This is a genomic window from Micromonospora sp. NPDC000663, from assembly GCF_042898105.1.
Taxonomy (GTDB): domain Bacteria; phylum Actinomycetota; class Actinomycetes; order Mycobacteriales; family Micromonosporaceae; genus Micromonospora.
Map to the genome: position 1 here is coordinate 1,663,902 of NZ_JBIAYR010000001.1, position 15,548 is coordinate 1,679,449.

Annotated in this window: 12 protein-coding genes; 3 read left to right on the forward strand and 9 right to left on the reverse strand. The window is 72.0% G+C overall.

From position 1 onward, the window contains the following. Positions 1-21: 21 nt before the first annotated feature. Positions 22-906, reverse strand: coding sequence for an aminoglycoside phosphotransferase family protein (locus ACFY1S_RS07845; RefSeq protein WP_387114379.1), 885 nt, complete (start codon positions 904-906; stop codon positions 22-24). Positions 907-1,036: 130 nt separating this feature from the next. Continuing rightward, positions 1,037-3,475, reverse strand: coding sequence for a Tex family protein (locus ACFY1S_RS07850; RefSeq protein ID WP_387113892.1), 2,439 nt, complete (start codon positions 3,473-3,475; stop codon positions 1,037-1,039). Positions 3,476-3,618: 143 nt separating this feature from the next. Here ACFY1S_RS07850 and ACFY1S_RS07855 point away from each other — a divergent pair, with 143 nt between their 5' ends. Next, complete coding sequence (locus tag ACFY1S_RS07855; RefSeq protein WP_387113894.1) at positions 3,619-5,130, forward strand: deoxyguanosinetriphosphate triphosphohydrolase family protein; 1,512 nt, start codon at positions 3,619-3,621, stop codon at positions 5,128-5,130. A 33-nt stretch (positions 5,131-5,163) separates the two neighbouring features. Here ACFY1S_RS07855 and ACFY1S_RS07860 read toward each other — a convergent pair whose 3' ends face one another. The 7 genes from ACFY1S_RS07860 to ACFY1S_RS07890 all read right to left on the reverse strand — a co-directional run bounded on the left by ACFY1S_RS07860 (position 5,164) and on the right by ACFY1S_RS07890 (position 13,296). After that, on the reverse strand, positions 5,164-6,306 hold the full coding sequence (locus ACFY1S_RS07860; protein WP_387113896.1) for an MBL fold metallo-hydrolase: 1,143 nt from the start codon (positions 6,304-6,306) through the stop codon (positions 5,164-5,166). Between the two features lie 114 nt (positions 6,307-6,420). Continuing rightward, entirely contained in the window at positions 6,421-7,383 is a 963-nt protein-coding gene (locus ACFY1S_RS07865) for a serine hydrolase (protein WP_387113898.1), read from the reverse strand. Positions 7,384-7,514: 131 nt separating this feature from the next. Next, positions 7,515-8,444: an SDR family NAD(P)-dependent oxidoreductase gene (locus ACFY1S_RS07870; RefSeq protein ID WP_387113900.1), complete on the reverse strand. Its 930-nt coding sequence runs from the start codon at positions 8,442-8,444 to the stop codon at positions 7,515-7,517. A 55-nt stretch (positions 8,445-8,499) separates the two neighbouring features. Beyond that, positions 8,500-9,684 carry a zinc-dependent alcohol dehydrogenase gene (locus ACFY1S_RS07875; RefSeq protein ID WP_387113902.1) on the reverse strand — a complete coding sequence of 395 codons (1,185 nt, stop codon included), beginning with the start codon at positions 9,682-9,684 and terminating at the stop codon, positions 8,500-8,502. 228 nt (positions 9,685-9,912) lie between these two features. Beyond that, complete coding sequence (locus tag ACFY1S_RS07880; RefSeq protein ID WP_364371625.1) at positions 9,913-10,677, reverse strand: succinate dehydrogenase/fumarate reductase iron-sulfur subunit; 765 nt, start codon at positions 10,675-10,677, stop codon at positions 9,913-9,915. Next, positions 10,674-12,611, reverse strand: a complete 1,938-nt coding sequence (locus ACFY1S_RS07885; RefSeq protein ID WP_387113904.1) for a fumarate reductase/succinate dehydrogenase flavoprotein subunit — start codon at positions 12,609-12,611, stop codon at positions 10,674-10,676. Before ACFY1S_RS07885 ends, ACFY1S_RS07880 begins: the two co-directional genes overlap by 4 nt. 1 nt (position 12,612) lies before the next feature. Beyond that, a complete protein-coding gene (locus ACFY1S_RS07890; RefSeq protein ID WP_387113906.1) occupies positions 12,613-13,296 on the reverse strand; it encodes a succinate dehydrogenase cytochrome b subunit in 684 nt (227 codons plus the stop codon). A gap of 83 nt (positions 13,297-13,379) precedes the next feature. On the opposite strand from ACFY1S_RS07890, the gene ACFY1S_RS07895 reads away from it, so the two are divergent. Beyond that, positions 13,380-14,309: a LysR family transcriptional regulator gene (locus tag ACFY1S_RS07895; RefSeq protein WP_357985482.1), complete on the forward strand. Its 930-nt coding sequence runs from the start codon at positions 13,380-13,382 to the stop codon at positions 14,307-14,309. A 162-nt stretch (positions 14,310-14,471) separates the two neighbouring features. Continuing rightward, positions 14,472-15,512, forward strand: a complete 1,041-nt coding sequence (rfbB, locus tag ACFY1S_RS07900; RefSeq protein WP_387113908.1) for a dTDP-glucose 4,6-dehydratase — start codon at positions 14,472-14,474, stop codon at positions 15,510-15,512. Positions 15,513-15,548: the final 36 nt, after the last annotated feature.

Genomic DNA, 15,548 nt, shown 5'->3' on the forward strand with positions numbered 1-15,548 from the left:
CCGACGGTACGCGACCCGGGCTCAGTCGAGGACGGCCCGCAGGGTGTGCCGGGCGATGTCGGCCATCACCGGGTTGGTCTCGACGTAGTACGGCAGCGCGTTGATCGCCTGCTCCAGGGCCCAGCCGCGCCCCCGCTCCCACGTCGCGTCGTCCACGCCCAACGCCCGCCGGTACGTCTCGCGCGCCCCCGCGTCGAACAGGTTCCACGCCGGCATCAGGTCCACCGCCGGATCGCCCACACCTACCGCGCCCAGGTCGATGACCGCGGCCAGCCGACCGTCGCGGACCAGCAGGTTGCCAGGCATCAGGTCGGCGTGGATCCACATGTCGACGGGGTCGTCCCGGCGCGCGTCGCGGCACCGGGCCCACACCTCGGCGAGGGCGGCGGTGTCGGTGAGCGCGCCGCTGACGGCGAGGGCGGCCCGCACATCGGCATCCTGGTCGGCAAGCGGCCCGCCCCGACCGGACCCCGACCAGGACCGCCCGCCGGTGTCGATGCCGCGCAGGGCGACCACCACACCGGCGAGGTCGCGGGCGAACACGTCAGGGTCGCCGATCCGGTCGGGCCCGGCCGTCTCACCGGGGATGAACCGGTACGCCGTCCACCACCCGGCGTACCCCTCGCCCGGCTCACCGAGGCCGAGGGGTTCGGGCACCGCCACCGGCAGGTGCGCGGCGAACAGCCGGGCGTGCTCCTGCTCGCGCAGCAGCTCGTCGCGCAGTTCCCCGCCGGTGGAGGGCCGCAGTGGAAAGCGCAGTACGACGTCCGGGCCGATCCGGAACAGGGCGTTCACCGTGCCGGCCGAGGAGAGCGGGCGCACCGGCAGACCCCGCCAGTGGGGGAACTGCTCGGCCACCAAGGCGGCGACCACCTCCACGGTCACGTCCACCTGGTCGGGGTGCATCCTCACCGCGAGATCATCACCCCGACCCCCACCGCCGCGCGAGCAGGTTTCCCCCGGCCACCGCCTGCCACGGCGCCTGTCGGCCACCGTCGGTCACGGGCGCCTGCCGGCCACTGCCTGGTGGGCGCGCTCAGGCCAGTCCGGCGCGGCGCAGCGCCTCCGCCATCGCGTCGTTGACCGGCGCCGGCGCGCCCTGCCGCTGCTGCCCGCCGCGTCCGCCACCGTGCCCACCGCGTCCGCCGCCCTGCCCGTCGCGTCCGCTCTGTCCGCCGCGCCCGGGCTGTCCGCTACGGCCGGGCTGTCCGCCGCGACCGCTCTGCGGGCCGCGCTGCGCGGGGCCGCGCCCCTCCTGCCCGGTCCGCGCACCACCACCGGTGGCGGCGGGCTCGTCCTCCAGGCGCAGGGTCAGCGAGATCCGCTTGCGGGGTACGTCCACGTCGAGCACCCGGACCTTCACCACGTCGCCGGACTTCACCACCTCGCGCGGGTCCTTCACGAAGGTCCGGGACATCGCCGACACGTGCACGAGGCCGTCCTGGTGCACACCGACGTCCACGAACGCCCCGAACGCCGCCACGTTGGTGACCACGCCCTCCAACACCATCCCGGGCGTCAGGTCACCGATCTTCTCCACCCCCTCGACGAAGGTGGCGGTGCGGAACTCCGGTCGCGGGTCGCGGCCCGGCTTCTCCAGCTCGGCGAGGATGTCGGTGACGGTGGGCAGGCCGAACCGGTCGTCGACGAAGTCGGTCGCCCGCAGCCCACGCAGGATCGCGCTCCTGCCGATCACCGAGCGCAGGTCCTGACCCGTGCTGGCGAGGATGCGACGCACCACCGGGTACGCCTCGGGGTGCACGCTCGACGAGTCCAGCGGGTCGTCCCCGTCGGGGATGCGCAGGAAGCCGGCGCACTGTTCGAACGCCTTCGGCCCGAGCCGGGCCACCTTCTTCAGGTCCGTACGCGAGCGGAACGGCCCGTTGGCGTCCCGGTGCAGCACGATGTTCTCCGCCAGGCCGGCGCCGATCCCGGAGACCCGGGTCAGCAGCGGCGCGGAGGCGGTGTTGACGTCCACCCCCACCGCGTTCACGCAGTCCTCCACGACCGCGTCGAGCGACCGGGACAACTTCACCTCGGACAGGTCGTGCTGGTACTGCCCGACCCCGATCGACCGCGGGTCGATCTTGACCAGCTCGGCGAGCGGGTCCTGGAGACGTCGGGCGATGGAGACCGCGCCGCGCAGCGACACGTCCATTCCGGGCAGCTCCTGCGAGGCGTACGCGGAGGCGGAGTAGACCGACGCGCCGGCCTCGGAGACCATCACCTTGGTCAGGTTGAGCTGCGGATGCCGCTTGATCAGGTCGGCGGCCAGCTTGTCGGTCTCCCGGGAGGCGGTGCCGTTGCCGATCGCGATCAGCTCCACCCCGTGCGCGCCGGCCAGCCGGGCGAGGGTCTCCACCGAGGCGTCCCACTGCCGGCGCGGCTCGTGCGGGTAGATCGTGTCGGTGGCGAGCACCTTGCCTGTGGCGTCCACCACCGCCACCTTCACGCCCGTCCGCAGACCCGGGTCCAGACCCATCGTGGGCCGGCTGCCGGCCGGTGCGGCGAGCAGCAGGTCGCGCAGGTTGGTGGCGAAGACCCGGACCGCCTCCTCCTCGGCCGCCTGCCACAGCCGCATCCGCAGGTCCGCGCCGAGGTGGATGAGGATCCGCGTACGCCAGGCCCAGCGGACCGTGTCGGCCAGCCACCTGTCGGCCGGGCGGCCCGCGTCGGACACCCCGAACCGGCCGGCGATGGCCGCCTCGTACCGGCTCGGACCGGTCGGCGCGGCATCCGCCTCGCCGGCCTCCTCCGGTTCCATGGTCAGGTCGAGCACGCCCTCCTTCTCGCCCCGGAACATCGCCAGGATCCGGTGCGAGGGCAGCTTCGGGTACGGCTCGGAGAAGTCGAAGTAGTCGGCGAACTTGGCGCCGGCCGTCTCCTGACCCTCGCGTACCCGGGACACCAGCCGGCCCCGCGACCACATCTGCTCGCGCAGCGTGCCGATCAGGTCGGCGTCCTCGGCGAAGGTCTCGATGAGGATCGCGCGGGCGCCCTCCAGCGCGGCGGCGGCGTCGGCGACGCCCTTTTCCGCGTCGACGAACCCGGCGGCCGTGGCTCTCGGGTCCTGCGTCGGATCGGCAAACAGCGACTCGGCCAGCGGCGACAGCCCGGCCTCGCGGGCGATCTGCGCCCGGGTCCGCCGCTTCGGCTTGTACGGCAGGTAGATGTCCTCCAGCCGGGACTTCGAGTCCGCCGCCATGATCTGCGCTTCCAGGGCCTCGTCGAGCTTGCCCTGACCGCGGATCGACTCCAGGACCGCCGCCCGCCGCTCGTCCAGCTCCCGCAGGTAGCGCAGCCGCTCCTCAAGCGTGCGCAGCTGGGTGTCGTCGAGCAGGCCGGTGGCCTCCTTGCGGTAGCGGGCGATGAACGGCACGGTGGCGCCGCCGTCGAGCAGCTCCACTGCCGCCCGCACCTGACGCTCGGCCACGCCAAGCTCGTCGGCGATCCGCTGATGAACAGACTGGGTCACGATCTCGATCCGCCTTCGACTCGATCCGCCTTCACAGAGCGGGTACCGCCCTGCATTGTGCCGGTCGGTCCCGGCCGCTGTCGCCGCGCCCGGCCGGGGTGACCGTCGGCGGCCGGGGTCGGGCCTGCGCTAGCGTGGCGATCATGGAAACACCTGCGGAGCCGCGCGCCCGGCGGCTCTTCGGCGGCAGCGCCCGGGCCCTCGGCGACCTCGCGGCGAACCCGTTCCGCGCCGACCGGGACCGGATCGTCGGCTCGCCGTTCTTCGCTCGCCTCGGCGGCGTCACCCAGGTCATCAGCCCGGTCGGCTCCGGCCTGCTGGTGCACAACCGGCTCACCCACAGCCTGAAGGTCGCCCAGGTGGCCCGGTCGATCGCCGAACGGCTCACGGCCGACGAGCGGTGGCGTGACCTGCTGGACAAGCTCGGCGGCTGCGACCCGGACGTGGTGGAGGCCGCCGCGCTCGCCCACGACCTCGGCCACCCGCCGTTCGGGCACCTGGGGGAGCGGGTGCTGGACCGGCTGGCCCGCCAACGCCTCGGCCTCCCCGACGGCTTCGAGGGCAACGCCCAGTCGTACCGGATCGTCACCAGCACCGAGATCCGGGGCGCGGCCACCACCGGGCTGGACCTGACCGCCGCGGTCCGCGCGGCGATGCTGAAGTACCCGTGGACGCGGCTGGACTACCCCGACCCGCACCCGCGCCTGCTGGACCCACCGCCCCGGGGCGCGACCCCGCCGCCGGACGACCCGGAGAGCGGCTCGCTGAAGTTCGGCGCGTACCGGACCGAACTGGACGACCTGCGGCAGGCGCGGGAGCCGTTCGCCGGCCGCATCCCGGACTGGCAGCAGACAGTCGAGGCGTCGGTGATGGACACCGCCGACGACATCGCGTACGCCATCCACGACGTGGAGGATTTCTACCGCGTCGGTGTGCTCCAGCAGGGGTCGGTGTCGGCCGAGCTGATGGCCTGGCAGCGCGAGAGCGGGCAGCTCCGGGCGATCACCGACGCGGCGTTGTCCATCGCGGCCCGGCGGCCCGGCGCGGCGATCGAGCGGCTCCGCCGGCAGCTGCACCGCAAGGACGCCTGGATCGCCGACGACGACGCGTTCGCCGCCGCCGTCGAGCACGTCCGCGAGGAACTGGTCGACGGGCTGCTGGCGATGCCGTTCGACGGTTCGATCGAGGCCGAGCAGTACGTGGCCCGGTTCTCCGCCCGCTGGTCCACCCGCTTCGTCGAGGCGATCACCGTGACCGACCAGCCGTCGGTTCGCTCCGGGTACGTGCTGCTCGGCTGCGCGCAGTGGCACGAGGTGCAGGTGCTCAAGTTCGTCCACCACCGGTTCGTGCTGGCGCGCCCCGACCTGGCCCTGCACCAGCGGGGTCAGGCCCGGCTGCTGGGCACCCTGGTGGAGGCGCTGTGGGAGTGGCTGCTCGACCCGGAGGAGGAGTCCCGGCTGCCCCGCCGGCTGCACGACCTGGTGGAGCTGGCCGAGGCGGAGCTGCACCCGCGTACGCCGCACCGGATCGGGCGGGCCCGGGGCCGCGCCATCGTGGACTTCGTCGCGCAGCTCACCGACGGCCAGGCGGTCGCCATGCTGGACGCGCTCTCCGGCCGCTCCGGCGCGCTCTGGACCGACGCGTTCGTGCTCTGAGCCCGACCCGGGCGATGCCCGTTCCGGCCCGGCTCAGGCGATGGCCTGCCACCAGCCGTCGACGGCGGGCGGCTCGTCGACCACCACCCGCTCGCCCGGGCGCGGCACGGCCAGCCGCACGTCGCGGGCCTTCGCCTCGGCCCACAGCCTGTTCACCGGCTCGGACCAGTCGTGCAGGGCCAGGTTGAACGTCGCCCAGTGCACCGGGATGAACAGCCCGCCCCGCAGGTCGAGGTGGGCGTTCACCGCCTCCTCGGGGAACATGTGGATGGCCGGCCAGGCCGTGTCGTACGCGCCGATCTGCATGAGCGTCACGTCGAACGGCCCGTGCTCGGCGCCGATCGCCGCGTACCCGTCGAAGTAGCCGGAGTCGCCGGTGTAGAAGACCCTGCGGCGTGCCCCGGCCACCACCCACGAGCTCCACAGCGTGCCGTCGCGGCGCAGCCCCCGGCCGGAGAAGTGTTGGGCGGCGGTGGCGGTGATCTTTAGGCCGGCGACCCGGTGCGACTCGGACCAGTCCAGCTCGATGATCCGGTCGGCGGGCACGCCCCACCGGTCCAGGTGCGCGCCCACGCCGAGCGGCACCAGGAACGGCGCGGACTGACCGGCAAGCAGCGCCCGCACGGTGGCCATGTCCAGGTGGTCGTAGTGGTCGTGGGAGATCAGGATGGCGTCCAGCGGGGGCAGCTCGTCCAGGCGTACCGGTGGCTCGTGCAGCCGGCGGGGGCCGACCAGGGCGGACGGCGAGCACCTGTCGCTCCACACCGGGTCGAGCAGGACCCGCCCGCCCTCGATCTCGATGAGCGCCGAGGCGTGGCCGTACCAGACGATGTTCAGCTCGTCGGTGGTGTCGGCGGCGGGCGACTCGCTCGGGCGAAGCAGTGGCACGGGCGCGGTGGGACGCCGCTTCTGCTTACCGAAGATCAGCTCGCGGACCAGGTTGCGACCGGGGTCGGCGACCATCGTGCGGGTGCCGGCCCGGTTGTGGAAGGTGCCGTCGCGGAACTGCGGCGAGCGGGCCGCCCGTTCGGCGCGGGCGCCGGCGAGCCGGCCGCCGAGCGCCGCCGGTACGTCCCGGGCCGCCCAGGCCAGTCCGGCCAGCGCGGCGAGTCCGGCCGCGCCCCGCATCCGTCGCCCGAGCGACCGTTCGACGTCAGTGCTCCGTGTTGGTGCCATCGCCGTCCCTTTCGAGGTGTCCGACCTACACGGTAGTCACCTCGGGGCCGGCGTGCCCGGACGGCTTCCCGTGCGGGTCGGCCGCCGCCGCCGGCGGCCGACCCGGGACCGGGTTCAGCCGCCGTTGCTGGGGCGCCGGGTGGCGGTCCGGTACGCGGCGCCGGTGCCGGCGATCCGGTCCACCGCCGTCAGGAACTTCGGACCCATGGCGGCCCGGGCCTGCACCGCCGGGTGGGTGGCGCCGAAGTTGTGCGGGTCGGCCTGCCCGTCGGCGAAGAGCGCGTACGTGAGCACCGCCGCGCCGGACCGGTCGAAGATCACACCGGCCTCGTGGCGGGCGTCGGCGAACCAGCCGGCCTTGGTGGCGATGCGGGCCCGGTCGTCGGAGGACATGGTGCGCCTGATGCCGTCGGTGAACGCCACCGGGGAGCGCAGCAGCCCGAGCAGGTACGCCGTCGAGGTGGGGGAGAGCAGCGTGCCGCCGACCAGGGCCCGCAGCAGGTCGTGCGTCTCCCGGGGAGTGCTGGTGCCGAGGAAGAACCGGTTGGGGTTGGCCACCGGCTCGACCTGGGTGTTCGGGAAACCCTTGCCGACCAGGATCGTGTTGATCTCGGCGGCCGGGGCGACCAGCCCGCACAGCCGCACCGCCGTGTCGTCCGAGACGGTCAGCAGGTTGGCCAGCACGTGCCCGAGGGTCACGCTGCTCGGGTACGCGCCGTCCAGGCTGAAGATGCCGTCACCACCCGGCACGACGATCGCGGCGGTGACGTCGACCCGCTGGTCCAGCGTGAGCAGCCCCCTGTCGACCTTGTCCAGCACCGCCGTGGCGACCGCGATCTTGTTGACGCTGTACGCCTCGATCCGCCGGTCCGCGTCGGCGGCCACCGCGACGACCGGCGCGCCGGCCGGGTCGGCAACGCTGACGTACGCCTGCCAGTTGCCACCGGCCTCGGTGCTGTGCCGGGCGAAGACCGTGGCGACCCGACGGGCGGCCCGGGCGGGGGTGGTCGGCGCGGCCTCGGTGTCGGCGGCGCTCGCAGGTGTGGCGGCGCCGATCACCGTGCCGGCGGTGGCCACCGTCCCGAGTCCGAGTGCTGTCCTGCGGTTCAGCCGGATAGTCAATCTTCTCTCCCGTCGTGGGGCGCCGGAGCGCCTGCCGGCCCACCACCCTAGGCGAGTTGATCGATACATGATGCCCCCGGGACAGCTCAGCCGAACCCTCGGCGCAGCACCGCGCCGAGCGGTCCGGGCACGGCGCGGGCGAGTTGCCGCAGGTCGGGAACGTGACCGCCGCGTACGGCCTCGCCCGCCGGGTTCGGGGTGAAGACCGAGCCGTCGTGCACGGCGATCGCCCGTCCGCTCAGGCCGGCCAGCCTCATCAACGGACCGACCAGGACGTCGTAGACACCCGGGACCAGTGTGAAGCCGGCGCGCATCACCACGTTCAGCCGCCCCACCGACACCTCCCGGCGAGGCCGGTCCACGCAGTCGACGATGGCCCGGGCCACCCGCTGCGGGCCGGCGACCGGCGGCGGGGGCCTGCCGATCCGGCCCAGGTAGTTGGCCGCCTGCTGGTACACCGGAGTGTCCACACTTCCCGGATTGACCAGGCAGAGCCGGATCCGTGGGGTGTCGCGCAACTCCTGCTGCACCGTCCGGGCCAGCCCCTGCAGACCCCACTTGCTGGCCACGTACGCGCTCATGTACGGGGCGGTGATGTGCCCGAGCACCGAACCGGTGAGGATCAGCGTGCCGGCGCCGGTGGCCCGGAAGTGCCGCAGCGCCACCCGCGCCGCACCCGCCGCGGCCAGCAGGTCGGTGCGCACCACCTGCTCGAAGATCCGCTCCGGCAGCTCGTCGAAGCGGCCGTACGCCATCACCGCGGCGGTGTGCACCCACACGTCGATGCGACCGAACCGCTCGATCGCCGCGTCGGCGAGCGCCTCCAACGCGCCCGGCTCGGTGACGTCGGTGGGCACGGTCAACACGTCGGCGTCGGCGCACTCCGCGCGTACCTCGGCGAGGGTCTGTGGGGCGCGGGCGGCGAGGACCAGGCGGTCGCCGCGCTCGGCGAACGCCCGGGCCGTCGCCCGCCCGACCCCACTCGTCGCACCGGCGATCACCACCACCCGACTCACGGGGCCACCGATGTTCGTGACTGCGGGGCTCGCAAGACCGGCTCACTCCTCGCACTCACGGTGCGAGGACCACCTTGATGCAGCCGTCCTCCTTCTTCTGGAACATCTCGTACGCCCGAGGGGCCTCGGTCAGCGGCAGCCGGTGGGTGCGCAGGTCCTCGACGCCCAGCGGGTCGTCGTCGCCGGAGAGCAGCGGCAGGATCTCGTCGGTCCACCGGCGGACGTGGCACTGGCCCATCCGCAGCTGGATGCCCCTGTCGAACATCTCCATCATCGGCATCGGGTCGGCCTCGCCGCCGTAGACGCCGGAGAGCGACACGGTGCCGCCCCGGCGGACCGCCTTCAGGGCGGCGTGCAGGACGGACAGCCGGTCCACGCCGGCCTTGTCGGTCATCGTCTGGGCCAGCTTGTTCGGCAGCAGCCCGGCGGCGGTCTGGGCCAGCTTGCCCGCCGGAGAGCCGTGCGCCTCCATGCCGACGGCGTCGATCACCGCGTCCGGTCCGCGCCCGTCCACCAGGTCGATGAGCGCGCCCGGCACGTCGGTCAGCTCGCTGACGTCGAGCACCTCGATGCCGTGCCGGCGGGCCAGCTCCAGCCGCTCCGGCACCAGGTCCAGCCCGATGACCCGGCCGGCGCCGAGGTGCCGGCCGATGCGGGCGCAGAACTGCCCCACCGGGCCCAGCCCGAACACGGCAAGGGTGCCGCCGGGCGGGGTGTCGGCGAACTTCACCGCCTGCCACGCGGTCGGCAGGATGTCCGAGAGGTAGAGGTAACGCTCGTCGGCGCCGGTGTGCGGGATCTTGATCGGGCCGAAGTGGGCCTGCGGGACGCGCAGGTACTCGGCCTGCCCGCCGGGCACCGAGCCGTACAGCGAGGTGTACCCGAACAGCGACGCGCCCTTGCCCTCGCCGGTGACCTGGGTGGTCTCGCACTGCGCGTAGAGCTGGCGCTCACACATCCAGCAACTGCCGCAGGAGATGTTGAACGGCACCACCACCCGGTCCCCGGGCTTGAGCCGGGTCACCCCCGACCCGACCTCCTCGACGATGCCCATCGGCTCGTGGCCCAGGATGTCTCCGGGCTTCAGGTACGGCCCCAGGACCTCGTACAGGTGCAGGTCCGACCCGCAGATCGCCGTCGAGGTGATCTTCACGATGGCGTCGGTCGGCTCCTCGATCCGGGGGTCCGGCACCTCCTCGACCCGGACGTCCCGCTTGCCCTGCCAGGTCAGTGCCTTCATGTCCCGTCCCCTCTCAGCGTGCTCTCGGCAGACTGCTACCCGGGGAAGGGCAGTTGAACCGGCTGCGGGCTTCGGACCTGCCGCCGACCCGGGGTCGACGGCGACCGTGCCCTGCTTCGGGCGGCCAGGCTGGTCCGTCACGTCGGGGCTCCGACACCACACCGTCGGCGACAACGCCTGACCGCCGCCACCCCGGGACGGGGGCGGCGGCGGTCAGGATGGCGGGAGTCAGGAGCCGGGTGTGTTACCGGCGCCCTTGGTGGTGGCCGCGAGGTAGTCGCGGTTGAGCCGGCCGATGGTGTTCAGCGGGATGCCCTTGGGGCAGACCACAGTGCACTCGCCGGCGTTGGTGCAGCCACCGAAGCCGGCCTCGTCGTGCGCGTCGACCATGCCGATCACCCGGGTGTAGCGCTCCGGCTGGCCCTGCGGCAGCAGCGAGAGCTGGGTGAGCTTGGCGGCGGTGAAGAGCATGCCGGAGCCGTTCGGGCAGGCCGCGACACAGGCGCCGCAGCCGATGCAGGCCGCCGACTCGAAGGCGGCGTCGGCGTTGGCCTTGGCCACCGGGGTGGAGTGCGCCTCGGGCGCGCTGCCGGTCGGCGCGGTGACGTAGCCACCCGCAGCGATGATCTTGTCGAAGGCGCCCCGGTTGACCACCAGGTCCTTGATGACCGGGAAGGCGCTGGCCCGCCACGGCTCGATGTCGATCGTGTCGCCGTCCTTGAACTGCCGCATGTGCAGCTGGCACGCGGTGGTGCCGCGCTGCGGCCCGTGCGCGTCCCCGTTGATCATCAGGCCGCACATGCCGCAGATGCCCTCGCGGCAGTCGTGGTCGAACGCGACCGGGTCCTCGCCGTCGAGGATGAGCCGCTCGTTGAGCACGTCGAGCATCTCCAGGAACGACATGTCCGGGGACACGTCGTCGACCGGGTAGGTCACCATCCGACCCTTGTCCTCAGGGCCCTTCTGGCGCCAGATGCGCAGGGTCAGGTTCACTTGTAGCTCCGCTGCGTGGGGTGGACGTATTCGAACTTGAGGTCTTCCTTGTGCAGCACCGACGGCTCGCCGGTGGCGGTGAACTCCCAGGCCGCCACGTACGCGAACCGGTCGTCGTCACGCTGCGCCTCACCGTCGGGCGTCTGGTGCTCGGCCCGGAAGTGGCCGCCGCAGGACTCCTCGCGGTGCAGGGCGTCGATGCACATCAACTCGGCCAGCTCGAAGAAGTCGGCCACCCGGCCGGCCTTCTCCAGCGACTGGTTGAGCTCCTCGCCGGTGCCGGAGACCTTGACCCGCTGCCAGAACTGCTCGCGCAGGTCGCGGATCTCGCCGATCGCCTTACGCAGGCCGGCCTCACTGCGCTCCATGCCGCAGTGCTCCCACATGATCTGCCCCAGCTCCCGGTGGAACGAGTCCACGGTCCGGTCGCCGTCGACCGCCAGCAGCCGCTGGATCCGGTCCTCGACGTCGGTACGCGCCTCGACCGCCGCCGGGTGGCTGGCGTCGACCTTGTCGAGAGGGCCGGAGGCCAGGTAGTTGGCGATGGTGGTGGGCAGCACGAAGTACCCGTCGGCGAGGCCCTGCATCAGCGCCGAGGCGCCGAGCCGGTTCGCGCCGTGGTCGGAGAAGTTCGCCTCGCCGATCACGAACAGGCCGGGGATGCTCGACTGGAGGTCGTAGTCGACCCAGAGGCCGCCCATCGTGTAGTGCACGGCGGGGTAGATCCGCATCGGCACCTCGTACGGGTCCTCGCCGGTGATCCGCTCGTACATCTCGAAGAGGTTGCCGTACTTGGCCTCGATGGCCTTGCGGCCGAGGCGGTCGATCGCGTCGGCGAAGTCGAGGTAGACGCCGAGCTTGGTCGGCCCGACGCCCCGGCCCTCGTCGCAGACGTTCTTCGCGGCGCGGGAGGCGATGTCACGGGGGACCAGGTTGCCGAAGGACGGGTAGATCCGCTCCAGGTAGTAGTCCCGCTCGTCCTCGGGGATGTCCCGGGGGTTGCGGTCGTCGCCCTTGTTCTTCGGCACCCAGACCCGGCCGTCGTTGCGCAGCGACTCGCTCATCAGGGTCAGCTTCGACTGGTGGTCGCCGGAGACCGGGATGCAGGTCGGGTGGATCTGCGTGTAGCAGGGGTTGGCGAAGTACGCGCCCTTGCGGTGCGCCCGCCAGGTGGCGGTGACGTTGCAGCCCTTGGCGTTGGTGGAGAGGTAGAAGACGTTGCCGTAGCCGCCGGAGGCGAGCACGACGGCGTCGGCCATCTCGGTGCTGATCTCGCCGGTGACCAGGTCCCGCACGACGATGCCGCGGGCCTTGCCGTCGACGATGACCAGCTCCAGCATCTCGTGCCGCGCGTTCATCTCCACGTTGCCGAGGCCGATCTGCCGCTCCAGGGCCTGGTACGCGCCGAGCAGCAGCTGCTGGCCCGTCTGGCCCCTGGCGTAGAAGGTGCGCTGCACCTGGGCGCCGCCGAACGAGCGGGTGTCCAGCAGGCCGCCGTACTCGCGGGCGAACGGCACGCCCTGCGCGACGCACTGGTCGATGATGTTGACCGACACCTCGGCCAGGCGGTGCACGTTCGACTCGCGGGACCGGAAGTCGCCGCCCTTGACTGTGTCGTAGAAGAGCCGGTGCACGGAGTCGCCGTCGTTGCGGTAGTTCTTGGCGGCGTTGATGCCGCCCTGGGCTGCGATGGAGTGCGCGCGGCGCGGGCTGTCCTGGTAGCAGTAGGACTTCACGTGGTAGCCCTGCTCGGCCAGGGTGGCTGCGGCGGAGCCGCCGGCCAGGCCGGTGCCCACCACGATGACAGTCATCTTGCGGCGGTTGGCGGGGTTGACGAGCTTGGCCTCGAAGCGTCGGGTCTCCCAGCGCTTCTCGATCGGGCCGGTGGGAGCCTTCGTGTCGGCGATCGGGTCGCCCTCGGTGAAGAGTTCCATGTCAGGACACCAATCCGGTGAGAACGGCGAACGGGACCACCAGGTATCCGGCGCAGAGCGCCACGGCGAAGACGAGCGCGGCGTTGCGCGCCCGCCGCTCGCCGCGTGGCGTCTGCTGGCCGAGGCTGCGGAACGCGCTGAACGCGCCGTGGCGCAGGTGGAAGCCGAGCGTGACGATCGCCAGGGTGTAGAAGAGCGTGACGTACCATCGTTCCGGCGCGAAGTCGGCGACGACGTTGCCGTACGGGTTGCTGGGGTCGCCGACCGGGTTCAGTGTGCCTGTGGTCAGGTCCAGGAGGTGGTAGATCACGAACAGCAGGATGATCACGCCACCCCAGCGCATGGTGCGGGCGGCGTAGCTGCCCCGGACCTTCTTGCGGTGGGCGTACTTGACCGGGCGGGCGGCGCGGGCCCGCAGGGCGAGCAGTGTCGCGGCCCAGATGTGGCCGACGACCGCCACCACGAGCACGGTACGCAGGATCCACAGGAACCAGACGCCGGGCAGCAGCGGCTTGCCGATATCGCGCAGCCAGTGCGCGTAGTGGTCGAACGAGGTCTCCCCCGTGAACACCTTCAGGTTCCCGAGCATGTGGGCGATCAGGAACAGCACCAGCACAATGCCCGTCACCGCCATGACGGCCTTGAGACCGACGTTCGAGCGGATGGGCGACCGAGTTTTCGTCATTACCACGTGACCGACGCTAGGAGGACTTTGATCAGTCGTCCAATGCATCGAACTCGCAGCGTTGATAGCCATAAGCTATGTAGATGCAGCTCCATCAGCTCAGGTACTTCGTCGCGGTGGCCGAAGTACGACATTTCACCCAAGCAGCCGACCTCGTGGGCATCACTCAGCCTTCTCTCAGTAAGCAAATTCACGCTCTGGAGACCGACCTCGGGGCGCCCCTGTTCGAGCGGGTAAGGGGCAACATCACCCTCACGGCGGCCGGCGAGGTGCTGCTGCCGTTGGCCACCCGGATCCTCGCCGACGTGGAGACCGCCACCCGGGAGGTGCAGGAGCTGGTCGGCCTCCGGCGGGGCCGGGTCCGCCTCGGCGCCACGCCGAGCCTGGCCACCTCGCTCGCCCCGCCGGTCCTGCGCCGCTTCCGCGACGCACACCCGACGGTGGACCTGCGGGTCGAGGAGGGCGGCTCTCAGGACCTGGTGCGCGACCTGCTGCGCGGAGACCTCGACCTGGCCCTGATCATCATGCCGGCGCAGGGCGCCGACCCGGGCCTGCGCGTCGACCCCATCCTGCGCGAGAGCCTCGTGGTGGCGTCGGTGGGGGAGGTGCCGACCGCCTCGGCGACCGGGGAGCTGCACATCACGGACCTGCGCGACCAGCCGATGGTGATGTTCCGCGAGGGCTACGACCTGCGTGACGCCACCATCCAGGCGTGCCGCGAGGCGGGCTTCGAGCCGACCTTCGCGGTGGACGGCGGTGAGATGGACGCCGTGCTCAGCTTCGTCGAGGCCGGCCTCGGCATCGCGCTGGTACCCGGCATCGTGCTGGCCCGGCGACCCGGGGTCCGGATCACCCCCCTGGCCCCGCCGGGGGTGCGCCGGACCATCGCGGTGGCCCGTCGGCGCGACGTCGTGCCGACCCATGCCGGCCGGGAGCTACGACGGATCCTGCTGGACTACGTGCAGTCGGCGATCGAGCGCGACGACCTGCCCCCGGGCGTGGATCCCCGCTGATCGGCCGACAGCGGGCCGCTTGGTTAATTCGTCCTTAAGGGCGCGGTATCACTGTCAGTGTTGATGATCGTCACCTAAAGTGGGTTCTTGCGCGGGGCAAAAGCCCCATTCGTCTCAGCAGAGCTCACCGGTGGACGTTTCTCGCCGGCAGGGAGGCCACACATGAGGATCCTGGTGACCGGCGCCGCTGGCTTCATCGGTTCGCATTTCGCGCGCAGCCTGCTCGCCGGGCGCTATGTCGGCTTCGAACACTGCGACGTGACGGTTATCGACAAGCTGACCTACGCCAGTGATCGGGACAACCTGCCGGCCGCGCACCCCCGTCTGACGTTCATCCGTGGCGACATCTGCGACCGTCAGCTGCTCACCGACGTGGTGCCCGGGCACGACGCGGTGGTGCACTTCGCCGCCGAGTCGCACGTCGACAGGTCCATCGACGACCCGGCGCCGTTCTTCGAGACCAATGTGATGGGCTCACACCACCTGCTGGCCGCCTGCGCGCGCGGTGGGGTCGGCCGCGTCGTGCACGTCTCCACCGACGAGGTGTACGGCTCGATCAGCGAGGGCTCCTGGAACGAGAGCTGCGTCCTGGAACCGAACTCCCCGTACGCGGCCTCGAAGGCGGCGAGCGACCACGTGGTGCGCTCCTACTGGCGCACGTACGACGTGGACGTCTCCATCACCCGCTGCGCCAACAACTACGGGCCGTACCAGAACGTGGAGAAGGTCATCCCCCGATTCGTCACCAGCCTGCTCTCCGGGCAGGACATCACCCTGCACGGCGACGGCGGTGCGGTGCGCGAGTGGCTGCACGTGGACGACCACTGCCGGGCCATCGCGCTGGTCCTGGCCAAGGGCCGGGCCGGCGAGGTCTACAACATCGGGGGCGACATAGAGCTGACCAACCGCGCCCTCGCCGAGCGGATCCTGCGGCTGGCCGGCGCCGGCTGGGAACGGGTCCGGCACGTGCCGGACCGCAAGGTCCAGGACCAGCGCTACTCGCTGGACTACCGCAAGATCTCCGAGGAGCTCGGCTTCGAGCCGCAGATCCGGTTCGAGGACGGCCTGTCCGAGGTCTTCCACTGGTACCGGGAGAACCGCGCCTGGTGGGCGCCCACCGCCGCCGAGCCGCGCAACGCGGCGTTGGCCAGCTCCGTGCGGGGCGTCCCGGCCAGCCGGGCGCTGTCCGTCCCGGCGCACTGACCGGTCCGCGACCCGGCCCGGCCGATCCGCCGGGCC

Bases quoted from the DNA above. Each gene is read 5' to 3' on its own strand.
- ACFY1S_RS07855 (WP_387113894.1), top strand. From the start codon at position 3,619: ATGGAAACACCTGCGGAGCCGCGCGCCCGGCGGCTCTTCGGCGGCAGC.
- ACFY1S_RS07845 (WP_387114379.1), bottom strand. From the start codon at position 906: ATGCACCCCGACCAGGTGGACGTGACCGTGGAGGTGGTCGCCGCCTTG.
- ACFY1S_RS07875 (WP_387113902.1), bottom strand. From the start codon at position 9,684: ATGAAGGCACTGACCTGGCAGGGCAAGCGGGACGTCCGGGTCGAGGAG.
- ACFY1S_RS07860 (WP_387113896.1), bottom strand. From the start codon at position 6,306: ATGGCACCAACACGGAGCACTGACGTCGAACGGTCGCTCGGGCGACGG.
- rfbB (WP_387113908.1), top strand. From the start codon at position 14,472: ATGAGGATCCTGGTGACCGGCGCCGCTGGCTTCATCGGTTCGCATTTC.
- ACFY1S_RS07890 (WP_387113906.1), bottom strand. From the start codon at position 13,296: ATGACGAAAACTCGGTCGCCCATCCGCTCGAACGTCGGTCTCAAGGCC.
- ACFY1S_RS07895 (WP_357985482.1), top strand. From the start codon at position 13,380: ATGCAGCTCCATCAGCTCAGGTACTTCGTCGCGGTGGCCGAAGTACGA.
- ACFY1S_RS07885 (WP_387113904.1), bottom strand. From the start codon at position 12,611: ATGGAACTCTTCACCGAGGGCGACCCGATCGCCGACACGAAGGCTCCC.